The 20,475-nt window shown below is 62.3% G+C and carries 21 protein-coding genes and 1 tRNA gene; 12 read left to right on the top strand and 10 right to left on the bottom strand.

The window, feature by feature from the left end; translation table 11 throughout:
- Window positions 1-21: 21 nt before the first annotated feature.
- Window positions 22-495: a GreA/GreB family elongation factor gene (locus tag EOC93_RS05725; RefSeq protein WP_095486516.1), complete on the top strand. Its 474-nt coding sequence runs from the start codon at window positions 22-24 to the stop codon at window positions 493-495.
- Here the strand turns inward: EOC93_RS05725 and EOC93_RS05720 are convergent.
- The 4 genes from EOC93_RS05720 to EOC93_RS05705 form a co-directional block, all read right to left on the bottom strand.
- The gene (locus EOC93_RS05720; protein ID WP_095486517.1) at window positions 492-881 is read right to left on the bottom strand and encodes a type II toxin-antitoxin system death-on-curing family toxin; all 390 of its coding nucleotides are present in this window, start codon (window positions 879-881) and stop codon (window positions 492-494) included. The two genes, EOC93_RS05725 and EOC93_RS05720, sit on opposite strands and share 4 nt — an antisense overlap.
- The gene (locus EOC93_RS05715; protein WP_095486518.1) at window positions 878-1,099 is read right to left on the bottom strand and encodes an AbrB/MazE/SpoVT family DNA-binding domain-containing protein; all 222 of its coding nucleotides are present in this window, start codon (window positions 1,097-1,099) and stop codon (window positions 878-880) included. The genes EOC93_RS05720 and EOC93_RS05715 overlap by 4 nt, the downstream gene beginning before the upstream one ends.
- Window positions 1,100-1,171: 72 nt before the next feature.
- Window positions 1,172-3,295 (bottom strand): methylmalonyl-CoA mutase, encoded by a 2,124-nt coding sequence (gene scpA / locus EOC93_RS05710; RefSeq protein ID WP_095486519.1) that lies wholly within the window; start codon window positions 3,293-3,295, stop codon window positions 1,172-1,174.
- On the bottom strand, window positions 3,292-4,734 hold the full coding sequence (locus tag EOC93_RS05705; RefSeq protein ID WP_127204092.1) for a methylmalonyl-CoA mutase subunit beta: 1,443 nt from the start codon (window positions 4,732-4,734) through the stop codon (window positions 3,292-3,294). The genes scpA and EOC93_RS05705 overlap by 4 nt, the downstream gene beginning before the upstream one ends.
- A gap of 261 nt (window positions 4,735-4,995) precedes the next feature.
- Here EOC93_RS05705 and EOC93_RS05700 point away from each other — a divergent pair, with 261 nt between their 5' ends.
- The 5 genes from EOC93_RS05700 to EOC93_RS05680 all read left to right on the top strand — a co-directional run bounded on the left by EOC93_RS05700 (window position 4,996) and on the right by EOC93_RS05680 (window position 10,559).
- The gene (locus EOC93_RS05700) at window positions 4,996-6,534 is read left to right on the top strand and encodes a helicase HerA-like C-terminal domain-containing protein (RefSeq protein WP_126102936.1); all 1,539 of its coding nucleotides are present in this window, start codon (window positions 4,996-4,998) and stop codon (window positions 6,532-6,534) included.
- A gap of 176 nt (window positions 6,535-6,710) precedes the next feature.
- Window positions 6,711-7,571, top strand: coding sequence for a xanthine dehydrogenase family protein subunit M (locus EOC93_RS05695; protein ID WP_127204091.1), 861 nt, complete (start codon window positions 6,711-6,713; stop codon window positions 7,569-7,571).
- The gene (locus tag EOC93_RS05690; protein WP_126107184.1) at window positions 7,571-8,047 is read left to right on the top strand and encodes a (2Fe-2S)-binding protein; all 477 of its coding nucleotides are present in this window, start codon (window positions 7,571-7,573) and stop codon (window positions 8,045-8,047) included. The genes EOC93_RS05695 and EOC93_RS05690 overlap by 1 nt, the downstream gene beginning before the upstream one ends.
- 2 nt (window positions 8,048-8,049) lie before the next feature.
- Entirely contained in the window at window positions 8,050-10,314 is a 2,265-nt protein-coding gene (locus EOC93_RS05685; protein WP_126102935.1) for a xanthine dehydrogenase family protein molybdopterin-binding subunit, read from the top strand.
- Entirely contained in the window at window positions 10,314-10,559 is a 246-nt protein-coding gene (locus EOC93_RS05680; RefSeq protein ID WP_095486524.1) for a MoaD/ThiS family protein, read from the top strand. Before EOC93_RS05685 ends, EOC93_RS05680 begins: the two co-directional genes overlap by 1 nt.
- A 311-nt stretch (window positions 10,560-10,870) precedes the next feature.
- Here EOC93_RS05680 and EOC93_RS05675 read toward each other — a convergent pair whose 3' ends face one another.
- Window positions 10,871-11,461, bottom strand: a complete 591-nt coding sequence (locus EOC93_RS05675) for a CGNR zinc finger domain-containing protein (protein WP_095486525.1) — start codon at window positions 11,459-11,461, stop codon at window positions 10,871-10,873.
- A 118-nt stretch (window positions 11,462-11,579) separates the two neighbouring features.
- Here EOC93_RS05675 and EOC93_RS05670 point away from each other — a divergent pair, with 118 nt between their 5' ends.
- Entirely contained in the window at window positions 11,580-12,485 is a 906-nt protein-coding gene (locus EOC93_RS05670; RefSeq protein WP_127204090.1) for an alpha/beta fold hydrolase, read from the top strand.
- 98 nt (window positions 12,486-12,583) lie between these two features.
- Here EOC93_RS05670 and EOC93_RS05665 read toward each other — a convergent pair whose 3' ends face one another.
- The 3 genes from EOC93_RS05665 to EOC93_RS33995 all read right to left on the bottom strand — a co-directional run bounded on the left by EOC93_RS05665 (window position 12,584) and on the right by EOC93_RS33995 (window position 14,020).
- Window positions 12,584-13,408 (bottom strand): L,D-transpeptidase, encoded by an 825-nt coding sequence (locus EOC93_RS05665; protein WP_127204089.1) that lies wholly within the window; start codon window positions 13,406-13,408, stop codon window positions 12,584-12,586.
- Between the two features lie 271 nt (window positions 13,409-13,679).
- Window positions 13,680-13,979 (bottom strand): HAD-IA family hydrolase, encoded by a 300-nt coding sequence (locus EOC93_RS34000; RefSeq protein WP_158302624.1) that lies wholly within the window; start codon window positions 13,977-13,979, stop codon window positions 13,680-13,682.
- A tRNA-Phe gene (locus EOC93_RS33995) sits at window positions 13,942-14,020 on the bottom strand. The genes EOC93_RS34000 and EOC93_RS33995 overlap by 38 nt, the downstream gene beginning before the upstream one ends.
- A gap of 268 nt (window positions 14,021-14,288) precedes the next feature.
- Here EOC93_RS33995 and EOC93_RS34400 point away from each other — a divergent pair.
- The 5 genes from EOC93_RS34400 to EOC93_RS05640 all read left to right on the top strand — a co-directional run bounded on the left by EOC93_RS34400 (window position 14,289) and on the right by EOC93_RS05640 (window position 17,682).
- Window positions 14,289-14,435, top strand: a complete 147-nt coding sequence (locus tag EOC93_RS34400; protein ID WP_164547003.1) for a hypothetical protein — start codon at window positions 14,289-14,291, stop codon at window positions 14,433-14,435.
- A gap of 61 nt (window positions 14,436-14,496) precedes the next feature.
- Complete coding sequence (locus EOC93_RS05655) at window positions 14,497-15,375, top strand: branched-chain amino acid aminotransferase (protein WP_127204088.1); 879 nt, start codon at window positions 14,497-14,499, stop codon at window positions 15,373-15,375.
- 107 nt (window positions 15,376-15,482) lie between these two features.
- Window positions 15,483-16,079, top strand: a complete 597-nt coding sequence (locus EOC93_RS05650; RefSeq protein WP_126102931.1) for a superoxide dismutase — start codon at window positions 15,483-15,485, stop codon at window positions 16,077-16,079.
- Between the two features lie 199 nt (window positions 16,080-16,278).
- Window positions 16,279-16,722: a cytochrome c gene (locus EOC93_RS05645; RefSeq protein WP_095486530.1), complete on the top strand. Its 444-nt coding sequence runs from the start codon at window positions 16,279-16,281 to the stop codon at window positions 16,720-16,722.
- A gap of 9 nt (window positions 16,723-16,731) precedes the next feature.
- The gene (locus EOC93_RS05640; RefSeq protein ID WP_127204087.1) at window positions 16,732-17,682 is read left to right on the top strand and encodes a cytochrome c; all 951 of its coding nucleotides are present in this window, start codon (window positions 16,732-16,734) and stop codon (window positions 17,680-17,682) included.
- 7 nt (window positions 17,683-17,689) lie between these two features.
- Here EOC93_RS05640 and EOC93_RS05635 read toward each other — a convergent pair whose 3' ends face one another.
- Window positions 17,690-18,079 carry an SET domain-containing protein-lysine N-methyltransferase gene (locus EOC93_RS05635; protein ID WP_126102929.1) on the bottom strand — a complete coding sequence of 130 codons (390 nt, stop codon included), beginning with the start codon at window positions 18,077-18,079 and terminating at the stop codon, window positions 17,690-17,692.
- Window positions 18,080-18,241: 162 nt separating this feature from the next.
- The gene (locus tag EOC93_RS05630; protein ID WP_127204086.1) at window positions 18,242-20,383 is read right to left on the bottom strand and encodes a S9 family peptidase; all 2,142 of its coding nucleotides are present in this window, start codon (window positions 20,381-20,383) and stop codon (window positions 18,242-18,244) included.
- Between the last annotated feature and the right edge of the window lie 92 nt (window positions 20,384-20,475).

Raw genomic sequence — 20,475 nt, 5'->3', positions numbered from 1 at the left:
CGCGAGGCATAAGTTCGATTAATGAGCAGAGCCTTCACGCGCGAAGAGGATAGCGAAAACGCCATTGCCGGCATCGGCGAGCGGCCGATCAGCCATCACCGCAATCTGGTGACGGAACGCGGCCTGGCGATGATCGACTCCGAACTGGCTGCCCTGCGCGATGATTTGGGCAGGGCGGAGAAGAGGGCCGACCGCGAGCGCATCGCGCTCATATCGCGCGACCTGCGCTACTGGACCGCGCGGCGTGAAAGCGCCGAGCTTTCCCTACCGGAACCGGGCAGCGACCTGGTTCGCTTTGGCATGGGCGTCACGCTGGAAGGCGATGACGGCAGGAAGGTACACTGGAAGATCGTCGGCGAGGATGAGGCCGATCCGGCCAAGGGCACAATTTCACATGTTTCACCGATGGCCCTGGCCTTGTACGGCAAGAGGATCGGCGAAATTGCCGTGGTGAACGGCAAGGAATGGGAGATCGTCAAGCTCTCCGACAATTAGTCCTCGACCTTGATGACATGGTCGCGGAAGAATGCCGCCGCGCCGGCCTCGTCGATCTCGCCGGCGGCAACGCCCATGACGAATTCGTAGACCGTGCCGTTGTCGGCCGTCAGCGTATAGCCGTTGACAATTAGGAACGCGCTGGCGGCGACGATGGCCGTGCGCTTGTTGCCGTCGACAAAGGCATGATTTCTGGCGATGCCGAAGATATAGGCCGCAGCCAAATCCTCGATCGATGGATCACCGTAGTTCGTCTTGTTCTCGGCGCGGGCGAGCGTCGATTCAAGAGCATTCTCGTCTCTCAAACGCTGCGCGCCACCATGCCGGCGCAGCTGCTCCGCGTGCATCGCTTCCACGGCGCGCCGGCTCAGGAATTGCAAGCTCATTCGGCGAGCTTCTGAAGCGCGACCTTGTATTTGTCCATCACCTCGCGGGCAGCTTTCATTTGCCGCTCGAAGTTATCGTCCACCGGCTTCAGCGCAAGGCCGTCACCTGTTTCAACGATTTGAAGCTGGTCGCCAGCCTTCAGGTTCAGACGATCGAGAAGCTCCCTCGGCAGGATCACCCCTTCGGAATTGCCGATCTTGCGGATGGTCGTGTTCATAGCGCTGCACCCTTGTTGCAACACATATTATAACGCGACCTGCTCTCCGTTACAACGGATATTATAACAGGCTCAGCCGACTTGCAGCAGCCGATCGATCAGCCGTTCCGCCGCTTCAGGGATGACTGTGCCCGGCGGGAAGATTTCCGCGGCACCCGCCTGCAACACGGCATCGTAATCCTGCGGCGGGATGACGCCGCCGGCGACGATCAGCATGCCGTCGCGCCCGAGCTTCTTCAGCGCACCCTTGAGTTCGGGAATGAGCGTCAGGTGCCCCGCTGCCAGCGAGGAGGCGCCGACGATATGCACGTCATGCTCGGCCGCGAGCCTCGCGATCTCTTCCGGCGTCTGGAACATCGGCCCGACGGTGACGTCGAAGCCGAGATCGGCAAAGGCGGTGGCGATGACCTTCTGGCCGCGGTCATGGCCGTCCTGTCCCATTTTGGCCACGAGAATGCGCGGCTTGCCGCCGGATTTCTCCTCGAACGCCACGATCTTGTCCTGCAGCCGGTCGACCACCGGATTGTCGCCAAGCGCCTTGCGGTAGATGCCGGAGATCGTCTGGACCGAGGCGACATGGCGGCCGAAGACCTTTTCCAGCGCCAGCGAAATCTCCCCGACCGTGGCGTTGGCGCGCGCGGCGCGGATGGCGAACTCCAGCAGATTTTCGCCGCCCTCCGCAGCGCGGCTCAGCGCATCCAGCGCGCTCTCGACAGCGCCGACGTCGCGCGTGCCTTTCAGCCTTTGCAGCTTCGACAATTGCCGAGCCCTGACTTCGGCATTGTCGATCTTCAGCACGTCGACCTCGATATCAGTCCCGGGGCGGTGGGCGTTGACGCCAACCAGTATCTGCTCACCGGAATCGATCCGTGCCTGCGTGCGCGCGGCGGCCTCTTCGATACGCAGCTTGGGTATGCCTTTTTCGGTTGCAGCGGCCATGCCGCCCAGGCTCTCGATCTCTTCGATATGGGCAAGCGCGCGCGCCGCCAGATCATGCGTCAGCCGTTCGAGATAGGCAGAGCCGCCCCACGGGTCGATGATACGGGTGGTGCCGGATTCCTTTTGCAGGATCAGCTGGGTGTTGCGGGCGATGCGAGCCGAATGATCCGTCGGCAGCGCCATCGCCTCGTCGAAGGCGTTGGTGTGCAGCGATTGCGTAAGACCCTGCGTCGCCGCCATTGCCTCGATCATGGTGCGGACGATGTTGTTGTAAGGGTCCTGCGCCGTCAGCGACCAGCCCGAAGTCTGGCAATGGGTGCGCAGCGACAGCGAGCGCTCGTCCTTCGGCAAGAAGTTCTTCAGCATCAGGCTCGACCACAAAAGGCGGGCTGCCCTCAACTTGGCGACCTCCATGAAGAAATTCATGCCGATCGCCCAGAAGAACGAAAGGCGCGGCGCGAAGCGGTCGATATCGAGACCGGCGGCGACGCCGGCGCGGGCATATTCGATGCCGTCGGCGATCGTATAGGCGAGCTCGAGGTCGGCGGTCGCTCCTGCCTCCTGCATGTGATAGCCGGAGATCGAAATCGAATTGAACTTCGGCATGTGCTGCGAAGTGTAGGAAAAAATGTCGGACACGATCCGCATCGAAGGCTTTGGCGGATAGATGTAGGTGTTGCGCACCATGAACTCTTTCAGGATGTCGTTCTGAATGGTCCCGGCGAGATCCTTCTGCGCAACCCCCTGTTCTTCCGCCGCCACGATGTAGAGCGCCATGATCGGCAGCACCGCGCCGTTCATCGTCATCGACACCGTCATTTCATCAAGCGGGATGCCGTCGAAGAGCTGGCGCATGTCGAGGATGGAATCGATGGCGACGCCGGCCATGCCGACATCGCCGGCAACACGCGGATGATCGCTGTCGTAGCCGCGATGCGTGGCGAGGTCGAAAGCGACCGACAGTCCCTTCTGGCCGGCCGCAAGGTTGCGCCGGTAAAAAGCATTCGACTCTTCCGCCGTCGAGAAGCCGGCATATTGCCGGATCGTCCAGGGCTGCTGGACATACATGGTCGGGTAGGGGCCGCGCACGAATGGCGGCAGGCCCGGATAAGTGTCGAGATGCGGCAATCCCTTGAGGTCGCCCTGGTTATACAGATGCTTGATGGCCAGACCTTCCGGCGTCATCCGTTGGCCCTTGACCTCGACCGGCGCCCGGCGCGGCGTCGACCAGCCGACTTGGCTGAAATCCGGGATCATGACGCTGCTCCGATCGATTGATCGATGCGGACCGGAAACAGCGGCTCGCACACCGCCACGCCTTCCGTGAGGGCGGGCCGCCGCTCTGCCGCCAGCGTTTCGACCGGACGTTCGGTCTTCGACGGGTGAAGCGTGGTGCCGATGATGGCCCGCTCGCCCGACTGATAGGCGGCATTGCGGCGGGCGGAGGCCGCCTGAACCCGTTTTTGGATATGTCCTTGCTGCAGGCTGGACAGCACGCCGCCTTCCGCCTCGATCCGCCGGAATTCTTCCCAGGCCGCTTCGCAGAGTTCGGCGGTCAGTGCTTCGACGGCGCCCGAACCGCAAGCAGGGTCGACGACATGATCGATGTGGCTTTCGTTGGCCATGATCAGTTGCGTATTGCGGGCGACACGGCGGGCAAAGCCCGCCGGCAGGCCATGCGCTATCGTATGCGGCAGGATTGAGATCGAATCCGCCCCGCCGGCTGCCGCGGCGAAACCGGCGATTGCAGTGCGCAGGATATTTGTCTCCGGGTCCGCCGAAGTCATCATGCGGAAGGACGTCTCGGCATGGATGTTGGCGGTGGAGGCGGAGATCGAGCATGCCTCCTGAACACGCGCCCACAGCCTGCGCAGGGCCCTGACCTTGGCCATCGACACGAACTGGTCCTGGTCGACGCTCAGCGCAAAGCCGATATGGGGCGCAGCGTAAACAAGCGGCTGGCGCGCCTCCTCGAACATCCGGAGATAGGAGACCGCCGAAGCCATCATGGTGCCCAGTTCCTGCGCCTCTGTGGCGCCGGCATTGTGGAAGACGCGCCCGTCTGCCTCGAGCAGTACGCCAGGCACGCCCATCGAGAAAAAATGCGCCAGGGACTGCGGCATGGATGCCTGCAGGGCTTCGATCGACATGCGCAACCGGCCGGTTCCGGCAAATATCGCCGCCGGATCGATGCCGAAGGAAAGGTTGAGCTTTGCCGGGTCTGACCGGCGCTTGCTCAAAAACGCAACCAGCCAGTCGGCCACGGCGCGGCTCCAGGGATGGGCGTCGATGCGGACCTGGGTGCGATTGAGCGGCACGCCGTCCAGCACGGTCTCCAGCGCCTCGGCAGTTCTCGGCAGACCGTAGCCGAATGCATTCGGCGCGCCTTCGAAGACAAGCGACAATCCGGTGGCGCCCTGTGCGACGTCTTCCAGGGCTTGGGCCTTGGCGCGATCGATATCCGGATCGTCGATACGCTGGCTGACGATCCAGGGCGATCTGGGATTTGCCCGCGCGAGAGGCTCTGCGGTGACCGAACGATCATAGAGCGGCTCGATGCGGATCGCATCGTCCGTATGGGACACGAGCTTTTCCTCGAAGGATCCGCCGGCCAGGGCTTTTTCCGCAAGGGCCAGCCACCGCTGCCGGTCAGGGTTCGGAAGTTCGGCATCGTGGTTCAAGGCACCGGCGCCCATCCGCTCTCCTCGTCTTATCGGCCGCATCGGCCTGGAACGTCAGTCTACGGTTCCCAGTCGCAGATCACAATGCAACACGCTTCCTGCGACAGTGAACCGTCAACCGATTGCCAAACATGCGCAAAATCCGCAAGCTCCAAAAAACTCAATTTCGACCATGGCCATTGTCGCTGCGCAATGGCGTCATTATACCTGCGGCGAGCCCGGTTACTTTCAATAGATCAGGGCGTTCAACACTTCAGGTTTGCGGAGACCCGACACATGGCTGACGACACCAGTATTTTCATAGGGGCCAGCCGCAAGCCTGATGACAGCTACCAGCGCGCCGAAAATCTGCTGCTTCAGTATGGCAATCGCCACGGCCTGGTCACCGGTGCGACCGGCACCGGCAAGACCGTGACCTTGCAGATTCTGGCGGAAGGTTTCTCCAATGCCGGCGTGCCGGTCTTCTGCGCCGACATCAAGGGCGACCTGTCCGGTATCGCCATGATGGGCACGGCACAGGATTTTCTGGTCAAGCGCGCCGAGCAGGTCAAGCTCGATCCTTATGAATTCCAGGAGTTTCCGGTCATCTTCTGGGATCTGTTCGGCGAGCAGGGCCATCCGATACGCGCCACCGTCTCGGAAATGGGGCCGCTGCTTCTGTCGCGGCTGATGAACCTCTCCGAGGCACAGGAAGGCATCATGAACATCGCCTTCCGTATCGCCGACGAGGAGGGCCTGTTGCTGCTGGATCTGAAGGATCTGCAGGCGCTTCTTGCCAACATTGCCGATCGCGCCCAGGAAATCGGGGCTCGCTATGGCAATGTCACCAAGCCTTCGGTCGGCGCTATCCAGCGCACCTTGCTGGTCCTGGAGCAGCAGGGGGCGACGAATTTCTTCGGCGAGCCGGCGTTGCGGATCGCCGACATCATGCGCACCACCCGCGACGGGCGCGGCGCCATCAGCGTGCTGGCCGCCGACAAGCTGATGGCGAATCCCCGGCTCTATGCGACATTCCTTTTGTGGCTGATGTCGGAGCTGTTCGAGGAACTGCCTGAAGTCGGCGACCCCGACAAGCCAAAGCTGGTCTTCTTCTTCGACGAGGCGCACCTTCTGTTCGACGATGCGCCGAAGGTGCTGATCGACCGGGTCGAGCAGGTGGTCCGCCTGATCCGCTCGAAGGGCGTCGGCGTTTACTTCGTCACCCAGAATCCGCTGGATATCCCTGAAACGGTTCTGGCCCAGCTCGGCAACCGGGTGCAGCACGCGCTTCGCGCCTACACGCCGCGGGAGCAGAAGGCGGTGAGGACGGCCGCCGAGACGTTCAGGCCCAATCCCGACTTCGACTGCGCGACCGTGATCACACAGCTCGGCACTGGCGAGGCGTTGGTCTCGACGCTGGAAGCGAAGGGCGCTCCTTCGATGGTCCAACGGACGCTGGTTCGCCCGCCGTCGTCACGACTTGGTCCGATCACGCCTGACGAGCGCCGCAAGCTGATCACTGAGAGCCCGGTTGCGGGGCAGTACGACCAGACCATCGATCGCGAATCGGCTTTCGAGATGCTGCAGAAAAAAGCCAAGGACGCTCTGGACGCAGAGGCGCAGCAGCAGGAGAGCGGCCGCTCGCGCTGGACCATTCCAGGCTTCGGCAATGACGATCCCGCCCCCCAGACCACCGGCCGAGCACCGGCGCGGCGCGCATCCAATCGCCAGACGGTGGCGGAGGCGGCGATCAAATCGGTGGTTCGTTCGGTCGGCTCGTCCGTGGGACGGGCGATCGTGCGCGGCATTCTCGGCAGTCTCGCCAGGGGGCGCTGAGAGCATCGGACCCAAAAAGGTGGGAATCGGCCGGGCGCCGAGTCTGAAAAATCCCGTCACGGCACACGTCATTTCAGGTTGGCCCTAGCTGAATTGCCGCAAATGCAGAACCGGGTGGCCATTGTGAGGAGACTCCTTATAACGGTTGATGAGATTGCGATAACCAAGGGGAGACGATGCGTTACATACGTCCGCTTTCAATCGAAGACGCCGTTGGCCAGTTGACCGGCTCGTCCGGCACAGCCGCCATTCTCGCCGGAGGCAGCGACCTGCTGGTGAGGATGAAAGGCGGCTTCATCGAACCCGAGCTGATCGTCGACATCAAGGCGATCGATGGGCTCAGCGAAATCAGGGAAACGGCGGAGGGCTTCAGCATTGGTGCCGCGGTCCCCTGCGCTGCATTGGGAGAGAACGCGGCCCTGAAGACAGCATGGCCTGGCGTCGTCGAAGCGGCTAAGCTGATCGGCTCCAAGCAGGTACAGGGGCGCTGCACCATCGTCGGCAATCTCTGCAACGCCTCGCCGGCCGCCGATAGCGTGCCGGCGCTGGTGGCCGCCCACGCCAGGGCGTTGGTTATCGGGCCCGGAGGCAAGCGCACAATCCCAGTGGAAACCGTGCCGACCGGGCCGGGCAAGACGTCGCTCTCCAAGGGAGAGATCATCGAGGCGATCCTGCTCGACAGGCGCGCGCCGCGCTCCGGCGATGCCTATCTGCGTTTCATTCCACGCACGGAGATGGACATCGCCGTGGTCAGCGCCGGCGTGAACCTGACGCTCGATGAGCAAGGTGTCGTCAAGGCGGCCCGCGTGGCCCTGGGCGCCGTGGCCGCGACGGTGCTGCTGGTCGAGGAGGCCGCCGAGGCCCTCATCGGCAGGAAGATGGACGAAGCAGCACTTGAGCGGCTCGCCAAGGTCTGCGCGGGGGCCTGCCGTCCGATCGACGACAAGCGCGGCACCGTCGAATTCAGAAGAAAAGTTGCGGGTGTGCTGGCCAGGCGGGCCGCCATGACCGCCTATGCACGTGCAGGAGGCAAATGATGGCCGGCGTAGCAGTCTCAACGACAATCAACGGCGACAATTTCGAATACCTTTGCCAACCGGACGAGACGCTGCTCGATGTGCTGCGCGACCGCCTCGGCCTGACCGGTGCCAAGGAAGGCTGCGGCACCGGCGATTGCGGCGCCTGCAGCATCATCCTCGACGACCGGCTGGTGTGCTCGTGCCTGGTGCTTGGCGCGGAGGCCGAGGGCCGGCGCGTCGAGACCGTCGAAGGCATGGCGCATGGCGACACGCTGCATCCGCTGCAGCAGAAGTTCCTCGAACACGCAGCACTGCAATGCGGCATCTGCACGCCGGGCTTCCTGATTGCGGCCAAGGACCTTTTGGCCAAGAACCCCGACCCGACCGAGGAGGAAATCCGCTTTGGCCTCGCCGGGAATCTCTGCCGCTGCACCGGCTATGACAAGATCGTGCGCGCCGTCCAGGACGCTGCCAGCGTGATGAAGGGAGCCTGACGATGAATTTCGATCCACGTTTCGCGGGGCGCAATTTCACATCCGTCGGCACTCGCCCCATCCGTCCCGACGGCGTCGACAAGGTGACGGGCCGCGCCCGCTACGGCGCGGATTTCAACATGGCCGGCCAGCTGGTCGGGCGTGTTCTGAGAAGCCCGCACGCCCACGCCACGATCAGGAAGATCGACACGTCGAAGGCGGAGAAGCTCCCCGGCGTCAAGGCGGTGATCACCGCCGCCGACCTGCCTGACCTCACCGATGGCGATGCCGCCATGTACGACATCCTCGACAACTGCATGGCGCGCAAGAAGGCGCTCTATGACGGCCATGCGGTGGCCGCGGTCGCAGCGGTCGACGCCCGCATAGCGAGGCAAGCGCTGAAGCTGATCGAGGTCGACTATGAGGTGCTGCCGCATGTGACCGATGTCGACGAGGCGATGAAGCACACGGCACCCCTGCTCAACGACGCGATCTTCACCGAGGGCCTTGAGGAGAAGCCCGTCAAGCCTTCCAACGTCACCAAGCGCACCCAGTATGGCCATGGCGACATCCATGAGGGTTTCGGCCAGGCCGATTTCGTCGTCGAACGTTCCTTCAAGACCGAGCAGACGCATCAGGGCTATATCGAGCCGCATGCCTGCGTGGCCAATGTCAGCTCCGACGGGACCGCCGACCTCTGGGTCTGCACGCAAGGGCATTTCGTCTATCGCCAGCATTGCGCCCAGTTGCTTGGCATGGAAGCCTCGAAGCTGCGCGTCACCTCGTCGGAGATCGGCGGCGGTTTCGGCGGCAAGACTCATGTCTGGGCCGAGCCGGTGGCGCTGGCGCTGTCGCGCAAGGCTGGCCGGCCGGTTAAGTTGGTCATGACGCGCGACGAGGTGTTCCGCGCCTCTGGGCCGACAAGTGCCACCTCGATCGACGTCAAGATCGGTGCCCGCAAGGACGGCACGATCACCGCAGCCGAGGCGACCTTGCGCTATTCCTGCGGCCCCTATGCCGGCATGTGGGCCGAGATCGGTGCCATGACCGCGTTTGCCTGCTACAGGCTCGAGAACGTCAAGACGGTCGGCTATGAAGTTCTGGTCAACCGGCCGAAGACCGCCGCCTATCGCGCGCCGTCAGCGCCGATGGCTGCCTTCGCGGTGGAGAGCGCAATCGACGAACTGGCCAAGGAGATCGGCATGGACCCGGTCGAATTCCGGATCAGAAACGCCGCGCAGGAGGGCACCAGATCGTCCTACGGCCCGGTATATGGCCCGATCGGCATCGGCCCGACGCTCGAAGCGGCGAAGAACCACCCGCACATGAAGGCTCCGCTCGGCAAGAACCAGGGCCGCGGCATGGCTTGCGGCTTCTGGTTCAACTTCGGCGGCCAGACCTGTACGGACCTCAACATCGGCATGGACGGCTCGGTCTCGCTTGCCGTCGGAACCGTTGACGTCGGCGGCTCGCGCGCTTCGCTGTCGCTGGTGGCCGCGGAAGAACTTGGCATCGCCTATGAGCAGGTCAAGGCGGTGGTCGCCGATACTTCCAGCCTCGGTTACAATGATATGACGGACGGCAGTCGGGGCACCTTCTCGTCCTCTATGGCGACGATCTCGGCCGCCCGCAACGCGATCAAGGTCCTGCGGGAACGCGCCGCGCAGATGTGGGACATTTCCGTCGACGACGTGGCCTGGGAACAGGGCCATGCGGTCGCCAAGGGCGAGAAGCACGGCAACCTCGGAAAGCTGTCGCTGAAGGAGATCGCGGCCGAGTCGGGCAAAACTGGAGGGCCGATTGCCGGCCACAGCGAACTCGTCGCCGATGGCGCGGGCGTCTCCTTCGCCACCCATATCTGCGATATCGAGGTCGATCCCGAGACCGGCGCCACGAAGGTGCTGCGCTACACCGTCGTCCAGGACGCCGGCAAGGCGGTGCACCCGACCTATGTGGAGGGACAGTACCAGGGGGGCGCCGCGCAAGGCATCGGCTGGGCGCTCAACGAGGAGTATATCTACGGCAAGGACGGGCGGCTTCAGAATGCTGGCTTCCTCGACTACCGCATCCCGGTCTGCTCGGACCTGCCGATGATCGACACGCAGATCCTCGAGATCCCCAACCCCAACCACCCTTACGGGGTGCGCGGCGTCGGCGAGACATCGATCGTGCCGCCGCTGGCGGCGATCGCCAATGCGGTGTCGAACGCCGCGGGCGTGCGGATGACGCATATCCCGATGTCGCCGCCGCGCATCCTGGCGGCGATCGAGGCCGAACGGGCAGGCTGATGGTTGAAGTGACGCTCTGGGGATCGCTTGGCGCGGCCGCCGGAGGCAAGAACAAGGTCGACATCGAAGCAAAGGACATAAGGGAGCTGTTCAGGAAGCTGGCTGAACAGTATCCCGGCCTGGAGCCCTTGATCGATCGCGGCATTGCCGTCGCCATAGACGGGACGATCTATCGCGATACCTGGTCGAAGGAATTGCCAGAAGGTGCTGAAATTTTCCTGCTGCCGCGTCTTGCCGGAGGATGACTGGACAACCGTGTTGACCTGCCATGTAGGCTCGAGAAACCTCGGTTATTCACGAGAGTTCTTGGCCAGTTCAGCCGGCGAGTTCGGCTCCTTTTTGATGACTGCTTCTGGGCCGAAGCAGGATTGGCAGCTTTGAGGCTTGATTTCTTGGAAGCGGACCTTCAGCCTTCCGCGGGCCTCGACGTGGTCCGAACCTGAGCAGCCATAGCGCATTTGCGCAACTGGACGCGGTAGCGCCAAGATAGATGTGGCGGCCGACGGCATCCGCTGTGGTCTTGTCTCTGCCGCTACATCACGATGAAGCCGTTCGGTTAGGCATGCTCCCTGTGGCGCGACACCTTCTCGCGGTTTCCGCAAGTCCGCATGCTGCACCAGCGGCGTTTCCCGCCTCGCGACGTGTCCAGGAAAAGCCAGCCGCAGCGCGGACAGGAGCGCAGCCTTTCCCGCGACAGGGTGAAGAAGGCTTCCACCGACAGCACGGCCAGGAAGGCCGTGACGGCGGCCGGGTTCCGCCACTCGACCAAAGTGAGTTCCGGTCGCGCGTCGGTCGGTAAGATGGACCCGGCGGCAAGCCCGCTTGCCGCACCGGAAAACAGGAAGCTCAGCGCCTCCATCGCGGGGGGCCGGCCCGCGGCGATCGCCCCGAAGACCCGGGCCGACGCCTCCCGCACCGCGTGGACCCGTTCGATGAGCGGTTCGCCCGTTATGCTGGCGACCGCTTCTGCCTGGCGAGCATCTGCAAGCCCCGATGCCTTGAACCAGTTTCCGATGTCCCGGGCGGATTTAAGCAGTTCGTTATCCTGCTCGGGCACCCGCCGATTGAACACGGCGTTCGCCAGGTCGAGGGCGGGGTGCCCGCCAATGAAGTGCTCCTGCACCCATTGCGTATGTGCGTTCGCCACGGAACCTAACCTCGTCTGACCTGTTATCCGGTTACAAGCACTGTAACCGCTATAATATGGAAATCCGGTTTCGAGGCCAGGGCGATGTCACGTCCGGCACGAGAAGGAGGAATGAGAGATGCAAAACCATCACCACAAGACCCGCCACGAGACCATCGATGTCAAAGGCCTGGACATCTTCTACCGGCATGCCGGCGACCCGGCGAGGTCGGCGATCCTGCTGCTGCACGGCTATCCGACCTCGTCTTACATGTATCGCAACATCATCGAGCCATTGGCGGAAACCGCCTATGTCCTTGCGCCGGATCTGCCTGGTTTCGGCTACTCCTCCGCGCCATCCGCCGATGCCTACGACTACACGTTCGAGAACATTGCCGACACGATCGACGCGTTCCTCGCTGCGCTGGACCTCGAGGGATTCTTCCTGTTTATCCACGATTTCGGCACCCCGGTAGGCTATCACCTCGCAACACGCCGGCCGGACCGCATCCGTGGTCTGATCGTCCAGAACGGCAATGCGCATGAGGAGGGGCTGGGGCAGGGATGGGACGCCCCGAAGGCGTTCTTTGCCGACCCGACCGAGGAGAACAGGGCCAAGCTCCCCGACTGGATGAATTTCGAGACGACCCGATACCAGTATGTCGGAGAGCAGCCGGAGCGCCTGGCGTCTCTCTATCCTCCCGAGGGTTGGCATCTCGACTGGGAGCGTCTGTCGCGGCCCGGAATCATCGATATCCAGTTCAAGATCTTCTCCGATTACGGGTCGCACATTGCGCGTTTCCCGACCATCCGGGCCTACCACTCCGAGCATCAGCCGCCGTGCCTTCTGCTTTGGGGTAGGCACGATCCCTTCTTTGATATCAACGAGATCATGGCATACAACCGCACCCTTGATGCGCTGGAGATCCACGTCTTCGAAAGCGGACACCAGCTTTTGGAAACCCATCATAGAGAATGCGCGGCTCTTGTGAGCCGCTTCATGCTCGACGTGGACGCCGGCGTGTTTCGAGATTCCGCCAATTGACGGCGGCAGAGAACTCGGCGGGGTGCGTGAATGCTTTGGCGTGTCCGGATCGACAGTGAGAAGGGCGAATGTCCGCTCCTCCAGCACTTTCGACCAGCTCAGAAAATCGAGTCCGAGATTGTTCTGGCCGCGCCGAGCAGGATCGATCCTTCCGGCACGCCGTCATCGATCGGAATGGCCTTCCGGTTTGCTGGGGCATCCATCGGTTCACCGATACCGGAGGTAACGATCACCGGCGCCTTGCCGGGCACGCGGTCGTAGAGATCGATAATGTCCTGATTTATCAAGCGAACGCAGCCAGATGACACCGATTTACCTATGGAGTTCCACTCCGGCGAGCCGTGCAGGCGGTAAAGTGTGTCCTGGTTGCCCTGGAAGAGATACAGCGCACGCGCGCCTAGCGGGTTCGTGAGGCCGCCGGGCATGCCGCCATTGTCGGCGCTGTATTTTGCGAGCTCAGGCTGCCGGGCAATCATTTCGTCCGGCGGGGTCCATTTCGGCCATTTCTGCTTCCATTGGACGACGGCGTCGCCCGACCATTCGAAACCGGCACGACCCAGTCCGACGCCATAACGGATGGCTTGTCCGCCCGGACGCACGAGATAGAGGTGGTGGCCGGCCGTATCGACGACGATGGTGCCGGGCCGTTGGCCGGTCGGATCGGGAACGATCTGACGCAGAAATTGCTCGTCGATTTTCTCGAACGGTATGCCCGGGAGGTCGAGCCCACCGTCGCTGACCGGAGCGTACATTGTTGCATAGTCCAGGAGCGGTGGCTCGACATTGGCTGGCGGCGGAGGCTCAACCGGCTGCCCTCCCACCGTGGTGCAGGCGGAAACCGCAATCGAGGCGGCGCCGAGCGCAGCGGCGTTGAGAAAGCCGCGACGGCTCAGGCGATAGGATTCGATTTCGGTTGTGGACATGGTTGCCTTTTTTTAGGTCTCAAATCGAAACAAAACATGAATACGCCGATCGGTACGGCGCCAGCCCTACCAATGCCCCGGCGCGATAGGCGGTTCCGATTCTGGCCTGAGGGTGGACAAACAAAGGCAAAGCTGTGACGGCGCCGCCGCTGTTGCACCGAGGCAACAGGCCTACGGCGCCGCGTCCATTTGGACGCGTAAAGGACGCTGTGGCACTTTTACTTTGCCCACGATCCTTTCCAAAAATCGATTCCGACTTTGGGGTCATGCGCTAGCCTCCGGCCAACAGGCCTTCGAGCGAGGGCAGGATCAGGGCCGGCGGAAAGTCCCGGTATTCCTCGGGCTGGTTGGAGCGGTTGATCCAGACTGTCCGGAAGCCGAATTTGGTCGCGCCGGCGACGTCCCAGCGGTTGGATGACTGAAACGACACCGCGCCCGGATAGAGGCGCCAGCCTGTCGTGATCAAGTCGTAGACCGACGGATCGGTCTTGAAGCGCCTGACGGCATCGACGGAATAGATGTCGTCCAGAACCTGGTCGAGCGCGGCGGATTTGACCGCCGCTTCCAGCATTTCAGGCGAGCCGTTGGAGAGGATCGCCAGTCTCGCGCCCGATGCCTTGAGCGCCTTGAGCACGGCCGGCACCTCCGGATAGCAGTCGAGCCGCCAATAGGCGTCGAGCAGCTTGGCCCTGAGCCCCTTGTCTGCGGAGGGAACCTTACGCAAGGCGAAATCGAGCGCCTGCTCGGTGAGTTGCCAGAAATCGGCGTAGGCGCCCATCAGCGTCCTCACCCAGGAATATTCCAGCTGCTTGGCGCGCCAGATCTCCGAAAGCAGCTGGCCGTCTGGCCCGATCTGGTCGGCATGACGGCGTACGGCGGCATGCACGTCGAACAGCGTGCCGTAGGCGTCGAAAACGTAAGCCGCATGGTGCATGATGACAGTTTTGCGGCGAGGCAGGGCAAGGCGCAAGCACAGATTGCAGTTCACATAGCGCTGGCCTCAACAAATCTCAGCGATGCCCGTTGACGGCAGACGCCAAAGCATCTTCCATTGGCGACACAGGACAGCTCTGAAACGGAACCAAGCGATGACACTGGCGACTGCGGCGCAATCCGCGACATGGACCTTCGTGGACGGCGACTGGCACGAAGGCAACGTCGCCATTCTGGGGCCGCGCAGCCATGCCATGTGGCTCGGCACCAGCGTGTTCGACGGCGCCCGCTGGTTCGAGGGCGTCGCCCCCGACCTCGATCGCCACGCCGCGAGGGTGAACGCCTCGGCGATCGCGCTCGGCCTCAAACCATCCATGAGCACCGAAAAAATCGTCGGGCTAACCTGGGACGGGCTGAAGAAGTTCGATGGCAAGACGGCGGTCTACATAAGGCCGATGTACTGGGCCGAGCATGGTGGTTACATGGGCGTGCCGGCCGATCCGGCCTCGACCCGTTTCTGCCTTTGCCTCTACGAATCGCCGATGATCTCGCCAGCGGGCTTTTCGGTCACCGTCTCGCCGTTCCGGCGCCCGACCATCGAAACCATGCCGACCAATGCCAAGGCCGGTTGCCTCTATCCCAACAACGGCCGTGCCATCCTCGAAGCCAAGATGCGCGGCTTCGACAACGCCTTGGTGCTCGACATGTTGGGCAATGTCGCCGAGACCGGAACCTCGAACATTTTCCTGGTCAAGGACGGCCATGTCCTGACGCCGGCGCCGAATGGCACGTTCCTGTCCGGCATCACCCGCTCGCGGACGATGACGCTGCTTGGCGAGTACGGGTTCAAGACCATCGAGAAGACGCTGTCGGTGCGCGATTTCCTCGAAGCAGACGAGATATTCTCGACGGGAAACCATTCGAAAGTCGTGCCGGTCACCCGCATCGAGGACCGCAATCTACAACCCGGGCCTGTAGCCAAGAAGGCGCGCGAACTCTATTGGGATTGGGCGCATTCGACTTCGGCCGGCTGACTGGCTAAAAAGGGAACCGGCGCTTCATTCCGGAGTTGCTCCACATCAATCCAGACCTATGTTAGTCCGGTATCGACACCGGATTTTTTCCACGAGGAGTACGACCGATGGCTTTTGAACTGCCCGCCTTGCCCTATGACTACGAGGCCTTGCAGCCTTACATGTCGAAGGAGACGCTGGAGTACCATCACGACAAGCACCACAAGGCCTATGTTGACAACGGCAACAAGCTGGCTGCCGAAGCCGGCCTGGGCGATTTGTCGGTCGAAGACGTTGTAAAACAGTCCTTCGGCAAGAATGCCGGGCTCTTCAACAATGCCGCCCAGCACTACAACCACATCCACTTCTGGAAGTGGATGAAGAAGGGCGGCGGCGGCAACAAATTGCCGGGCGCGCTGCAAAAGGCGTTCGACAGCGACCTTGGCGGCTACGACAAATTCAAGGCGGACTTTATCGCCGCCGGAACCACCCAGTTTGGTTCGGGCTGGGCCTGGGTTTCGGTCAAGGACGGCAAGCTGGCAATCTCGAAGACCCCGAACGGCGAGAACCCGCTGGTCCATGGCGCGACGCCGATCCTGGGCGTCGATGTCTGGGAGCACTCCTATTACATCGACTATCGCAACGCCCGGCCGAAATATCTCGAAGCCTTCGTCGACAGTCTCATCAACTGGGACCATGTCCTTGAGCTCTACGAAAAGGCCTAGACCTGATCGATTTGCAGAAAAGCCCCGGAAAGCCGGGGCTTTTCTTTTGGCGCAAGCTCGGCCGCTTTTTCCAACACAGAACGACTGTCGCAAAAATTCACATAAGCGTGAGGCGAATTTCCGGAATTTTTAAGCCACCTTTGCCGTTATCGATCAGTTCCGACCTTCACCCGAACATTTTCACCATGGAGCCAGTTGAATGAGAAAGCTTATCCTCGCCATCTCGATGCTCGCCTTCGCCGGTTCGGCGGCGTTTGCCGATCCGATCCAGGACCGGCAGGCCCTGATGAAGGAACGTGGAAAGATCGCCGGCCAACTGTCGAAAGTTGTCAAGGGCGAGGCCCCCTACGACGCCGCCGCCGTGCTGACGGCGTTGCAGGCGCTGCAGGCCAACGCGGAGAAATTCCATGCAAACGTCGACACTTTTTTCCCGGCGGGCAGCGACACCGGCGACACCACGGCTGCTCCCAAGATCTGGGAAGATATGGCCGGCTTCAAGGAGGTTGAGGGCAAGTATCTCGCCAACGTCAAGGCTGCGGCGGCCGCCGCCCCTGCCGACGTCGATGCCTTGAAGGCGCAGTTCAATACCATTGGCGGTGATTGCGGCACCTGCCACCAGACCTACAGGATAAAGAAGGGCTGATAGCGGGCGATGCGCCTGCTGAAAAAACTCGTCGGCGCGACCCTTCTTCTAGGCGCCGCCGGCGCAGTTGCCGGCTGGTTCCTGTCGGCGCCGGTCAGGCTCGACGCTGAGACCCTGGCGCAGCTCGGCCCCGGCGATGCCGCCAGGGGCAAGCGTATTTTTTATGCCGGCGGCTGCACGTCCTGTCATGCGAAGCCAGGCTCGCAAGGCGATGCGCGCCTTCAACTGGCCGGCGGTCTCCAACTCAAGACGCCGTTCGGCACTTTCGCGCCGCCAAACATTTCGCAGGATGCCAAGGACGGTATAGGCGCCTGGTCGGTGGAAGACCTCGCCAACGCCATGCTGAAGGGTGTGTCGCCGGGCGGCGAACATTTTTACCCCGCGTTTCCCTATTCATCCTACGCGCGCATGAAGCCGACCGATATTGCCGATCTCCATGCCTTCATGAAGACGCTCCCCGCTGTCACCGGCAAGGCGCCGCCCAATGCGCTAGGATTCCCGTTCAACATCCGTCGCGGCATCGGGCTGTGGAAGCGTCTCTATTTGAGCGACCAGCCAGTGGTTTCCTTCCCCGATGGCACGCCGGATCCGGTGATGGCCGGCCGCTACCTGGTCGAAGGGCCGGGCCATTGTGGCGAGTGCCACACGCCGCGAGACTTTACCGGCGGCACCAGGAAGAGCGAGTGGCTAGCGGGTGCTGCGGCCGCCGAAGGCAGCGGCATCGTCCCGAACATCACTTCGGGCGAAGGCGGGCTCGGTGACTGGTCAGAGACCGATATCGCCTACTATCTCGAAACCGGCTTCACGCCGGATTTCGATTCCGTGGGCGGCGCCATGGTCGATGTGCAGAGAAACATGGCCGAACTGACGCCCGAGGACCGCGCGGCGATCGCAGCCTACTTGAAAGCCGTCCCGCCGCATCCCGACGGCTATCCGGCACGCAAGCAGCCTTCGAGCTAATGTTCGATTACGGGTGGCGATCGCCCAGGAAATCGAAGCCGGTTTCGAAGAAATGATTGTAGTCGCAGGTCAATTCCTCGCCGGCCGCGATGTCGCGCAACGCATATGTCTCCTCGGGCGAGGCGACGTCGCAATTCGGGTCATCGGCATGGTTCATGTAGCGCGCGTCGTCGGCTTCGAAGACGATGTAGTTGGGGTCGCGCCGGTCGGGATAGGAATAGCGATCGAGATAGGCTTTGATCGGCCCGGTTTCGCGCTCATAGGTCTCGACAGGGATGCGCCGGTCGTAATTGGGATCGAGCTTCCAAACCAGTGTGCCACGGGGAATGTGGTTCTTGGCAAAAACACCAATGCCTTGGATAGGCGATTTGTCGAGATAGACGTCGACGAGCAACATGGCAGACCCTTTGGAGTGACTGGGTGATTTTGGTTGGCGCGGCCGCGAAAAGCCGCGCATTGGGTAGCGCGCGGCCATCGCATTTGCGAGCAGAAAGTCAGTAGCGCATGACCCGGAATCGGAATCGAATTTCCGCTGAGGATCATGCGCAAGATCAAGCTCCTACAGCGCCCTTTGCGCGTCCAAAAGGGCGGCCGGCGCTGTGGTGGCCTTGCCCGCCACCTTCAGCGCAAAGGCATAGGTGAAGGCGATTTCCTCGAGCCGCGAAAACCGGCCGGATGCGCCGGCATGGCCGGAGTCCATGTTGATCTTGAACAGCACCGGATTGTCGCCGGTCTTGCGGTCGCGCAGCCGCGCTACCCATTTGGCCGGTTCCCAGTAGGTGACACGCGGGTCGGTGAGGCCGGCAAGCGCCAGGATCGGCGGATAGTCGAGCGCGGCGACATTGTCGTAGGGCGAGTAGGCTGCGATCGTCCGGTAGTCTTCCTCCGAGACGATCGGGTTGCCCCATTCGGGCCATTCCGGTGGCGTCAGCGGCAAGGTCGCGTCGAGCATCGTGGTCAGCACGTCGACGAACGGAACCTCGGCGACGATGCCGCCAAAACATTCCGGCGCCATGTTGGCGATCGCACCCATCAGCATGCCGCCGGCCGAGCCGCCCTGGGCGACAATGCGGTCATGGGCCGTGTAGCGCTCGGCGACGAGGTGGTGTGCGACTGCGACGAAATCGGTGAACGTGTTCATCTTGTGCGCCCGCTTGCCGTCGTCGTACCAGCCGTAACCCTTTTCCTTGCCGCCGCGGACATGGGCAATTGCGTAGACGAAGCCGCGATCGACCAGTGAAAGGCAGTTGGTGTTGAACGCCGCCGGCACCGTGATGCCGTAGGATCCGTAGCCGTAGAGCAAGCAAGGCGCTGATCCGTCGAGCGGTGTTTCGCGGTGATGGATGAGCGAGACCGGCACCAGTTCGCCGTCGGCGGCGGGCGCCATCAGCCGCCGCGTCACATAATGGTCCGGGTCGTGACCGGACGGAACTTCCTGGGTCTTCAGCAGCACACGTTCGCGGGTGCGCATGTTGTAGTCGAAGACCTGCGCCGGCGTCGTCATCGACGAGTAGGAAAAGCGCATGATCTCGGTGTCGTATTCATAGGATCCCGACAGGCCGAGCGAGAAGGCTTCCTCGTCGAAAGAGATGAGGTGTTCCTCGCCGCTTTTGCGATCGTGCACGACGATGCGCGGAAGGCCTTCCTTGCGTTCAAGCCTGACCATATGGTCCTTGAAGCCGATCACTGAGAGGATCAGCCGGCCCGCCTCGTGCGGCACCAGTTCCTGCCAGTTAGCAAGCACCGGGTCGTTCGCCGGCGCCGTCATGATCTTGAAATCCTTGGCGCCGTCGGCGTTGGTGAGAATGAAGAAGATGTCGCCGCCTTCTTCGAGGTCGTATTGCAGGCCGGTCTCGCGCGGCGAAACCAGCTTCGGTTCGGCGAACGGCTCGCTGGCGCTCATCAGTCGGTACTCCGACGTCTCGTGATCGTTGATGCCGATCATGATCCACTCGTTGGAGCGCGTGCCGCCGACATTCATGAAGAAGCCTGGATCGGTTTCCTCATAGATCAGCCGGTCGTTCTCATGACTGTCGCCAAGGGTATGGAACAGCACCTTGGAAGGACGGTGGTTGGGATCGAGACGGGTATAGAAAAATCCGTCGTTGCCTGCGTCCCACACGCCGCCGCCACCTGTGTCCGGGATCCTATCCGGCAACTCTTCGCCGCTGGCGAGATCGCGCACGCGAAGCGTGAAGAATTCAGAGCCCTTGTCGTCGAACGCCCACAGGAGCTTGCCGTGATCGGCCGAATGGTCGACGCCGCCGAGGCGGAAATAGGCCTTGCCCTCGGCCTCGAGGTCGCCGTCGAGCAGGATCTGCTCGTCGCCGCCATCGCGCGGTGTTCGGAAATAACGCGGCTGCTCGCCGCCAAGCTTGAAAGATGACCCGTAGGCGTATGGCCCATCCTTCATCGGCACCGAAGAATCGTCTTCCTTGATGCGGCCCTTCATCTCCTTGAAAAGCTGCGTCCGCAACTGGGCGGTGTCGGCCATCAACGCTGCCTGATAGACGTTCTCGGCGTCGAGATGGGCGCGGATTTGGCCGTCGAGCAGGGACGGGTCCCTGAACATCTCTTGCCAATTGTCGGCTCTCAGCCAGGCATAGTCGTCCGTCCGGTTTACTCCATGATGTATATCGAAGACCGGTCGCTTCTCTGGTTGTGGCGGGCTGACAGTCGGAAATGCTGGGGTTCTGGTCATTGCGTCTCGCTGTGGAAGTTACTTGAATGGAGAATGAACACGCCGATCAGCGCAGGTTCAAGAGCCGGAATATATGTTTTGCGCCGAGCTCC

Origin of the sequence: Mesorhizobium sp. M6A.T.Ce.TU.002.03.1.1 (assembly GCF_003997275.1) — a bacterium.
In the GTDB taxonomy this organism is placed as follows: domain Bacteria; phylum Pseudomonadota; class Alphaproteobacteria; order Rhizobiales; family Rhizobiaceae; genus Mesorhizobium; species Mesorhizobium mediterraneum.
Note: the sequence above shows the minus strand (reverse complement) of the source record. Positions and strands in the feature narration are given on the sequence as shown.

Bases quoted from the DNA above. Each gene is read 5' to 3' on its own strand.
- EOC93_RS05680 (WP_095486524.1), top strand. From the start codon at position 10,314: ATGGTTGAAGTGACGCTCTGGGGATCGCTTGGCGCGGCCGCCGGAGGC.
- EOC93_RS05725 (WP_095486516.1), top strand. From the start codon at position 22: ATGAGCAGAGCCTTCACGCGCGAAGAGGATAGCGAAAACGCCATTGCC.
- EOC93_RS05720 (WP_095486517.1), bottom strand. From the start codon at position 881: ATGAGCTTGCAATTCCTGAGCCGGCGCGCCGTGGAAGCGATGCACGCG.
- EOC93_RS05705 (WP_127204092.1), bottom strand. From the start codon at position 4,734: ATGGGCGCCGGTGCCTTGAACCACGATGCCGAACTTCCGAACCCTGAC.
- EOC93_RS05695 (WP_127204091.1), top strand. From the start codon at position 6,711: ATGCGTTACATACGTCCGCTTTCAATCGAAGACGCCGTTGGCCAGTTG.
- EOC93_RS05690 (WP_126107184.1), top strand. From the start codon at position 7,571: ATGGCCGGCGTAGCAGTCTCAACGACAATCAACGGCGACAATTTCGAA.
- EOC93_RS05715 (WP_095486518.1), bottom strand. From the start codon at position 1,099: ATGAACACGACCATCCGCAAGATCGGCAATTCCGAAGGGGTGATCCTG.
- EOC93_RS05700 (WP_126102936.1), top strand. From the start codon at position 4,996: ATGGCTGACGACACCAGTATTTTCATAGGGGCCAGCCGCAAGCCTGAT.
- scpA (WP_095486519.1), bottom strand. From the start codon at position 3,295: ATGATCCCGGATTTCAGCCAAGTCGGCTGGTCGACGCCGCGCCGGGCG.
- EOC93_RS05640 (WP_127204087.1), top strand. From the start codon at position 16,732: ATGCGCCTGCTGAAAAAACTCGTCGGCGCGACCCTTCTTCTAGGCGCC.
- EOC93_RS05630 (WP_127204086.1), bottom strand. From the start codon at position 20,383: ATGACCAGAACCCCAGCATTTCCGACTGTCAGCCCGCCACAACCAGAG.
- EOC93_RS05635 (WP_126102929.1), bottom strand. From the start codon at position 18,079: ATGTTGCTCGTCGACGTCTATCTCGACAAATCGCCTATCCAAGGCATT.
- EOC93_RS05685 (WP_126102935.1), top strand. From the start codon at position 8,050: ATGAATTTCGATCCACGTTTCGCGGGGCGCAATTTCACATCCGTCGGC.
- EOC93_RS05645 (WP_095486530.1), top strand. From the start codon at position 16,279: ATGAGAAAGCTTATCCTCGCCATCTCGATGCTCGCCTTCGCCGGTTCG.
- EOC93_RS05665 (WP_127204089.1), bottom strand. From the start codon at position 13,408: ATGTCCACAACCGAAATCGAATCCTATCGCCTGAGCCGTCGCGGCTTT.
- EOC93_RS05655 (WP_127204088.1), top strand. From the start codon at position 14,497: ATGACACTGGCGACTGCGGCGCAATCCGCGACATGGACCTTCGTGGAC.
- EOC93_RS34000 (WP_158302624.1), bottom strand. From the start codon at position 13,979: ATGCTGGAAGCGGCGGTCAAATCCGCCGCGCTCGACCAGGTTCTGGAC.
- EOC93_RS05650 (WP_126102931.1), top strand. From the start codon at position 15,483: ATGGCTTTTGAACTGCCCGCCTTGCCCTATGACTACGAGGCCTTGCAG.
- EOC93_RS05670 (WP_127204090.1), top strand. From the start codon at position 11,580: ATGCAAAACCATCACCACAAGACCCGCCACGAGACCATCGATGTCAAA.
- EOC93_RS34400 (WP_164547003.1), top strand. From the start codon at position 14,289: ATGCACGTCGAACAGCGTGCCGTAGGCGTCGAAAACGTAAGCCGCATG.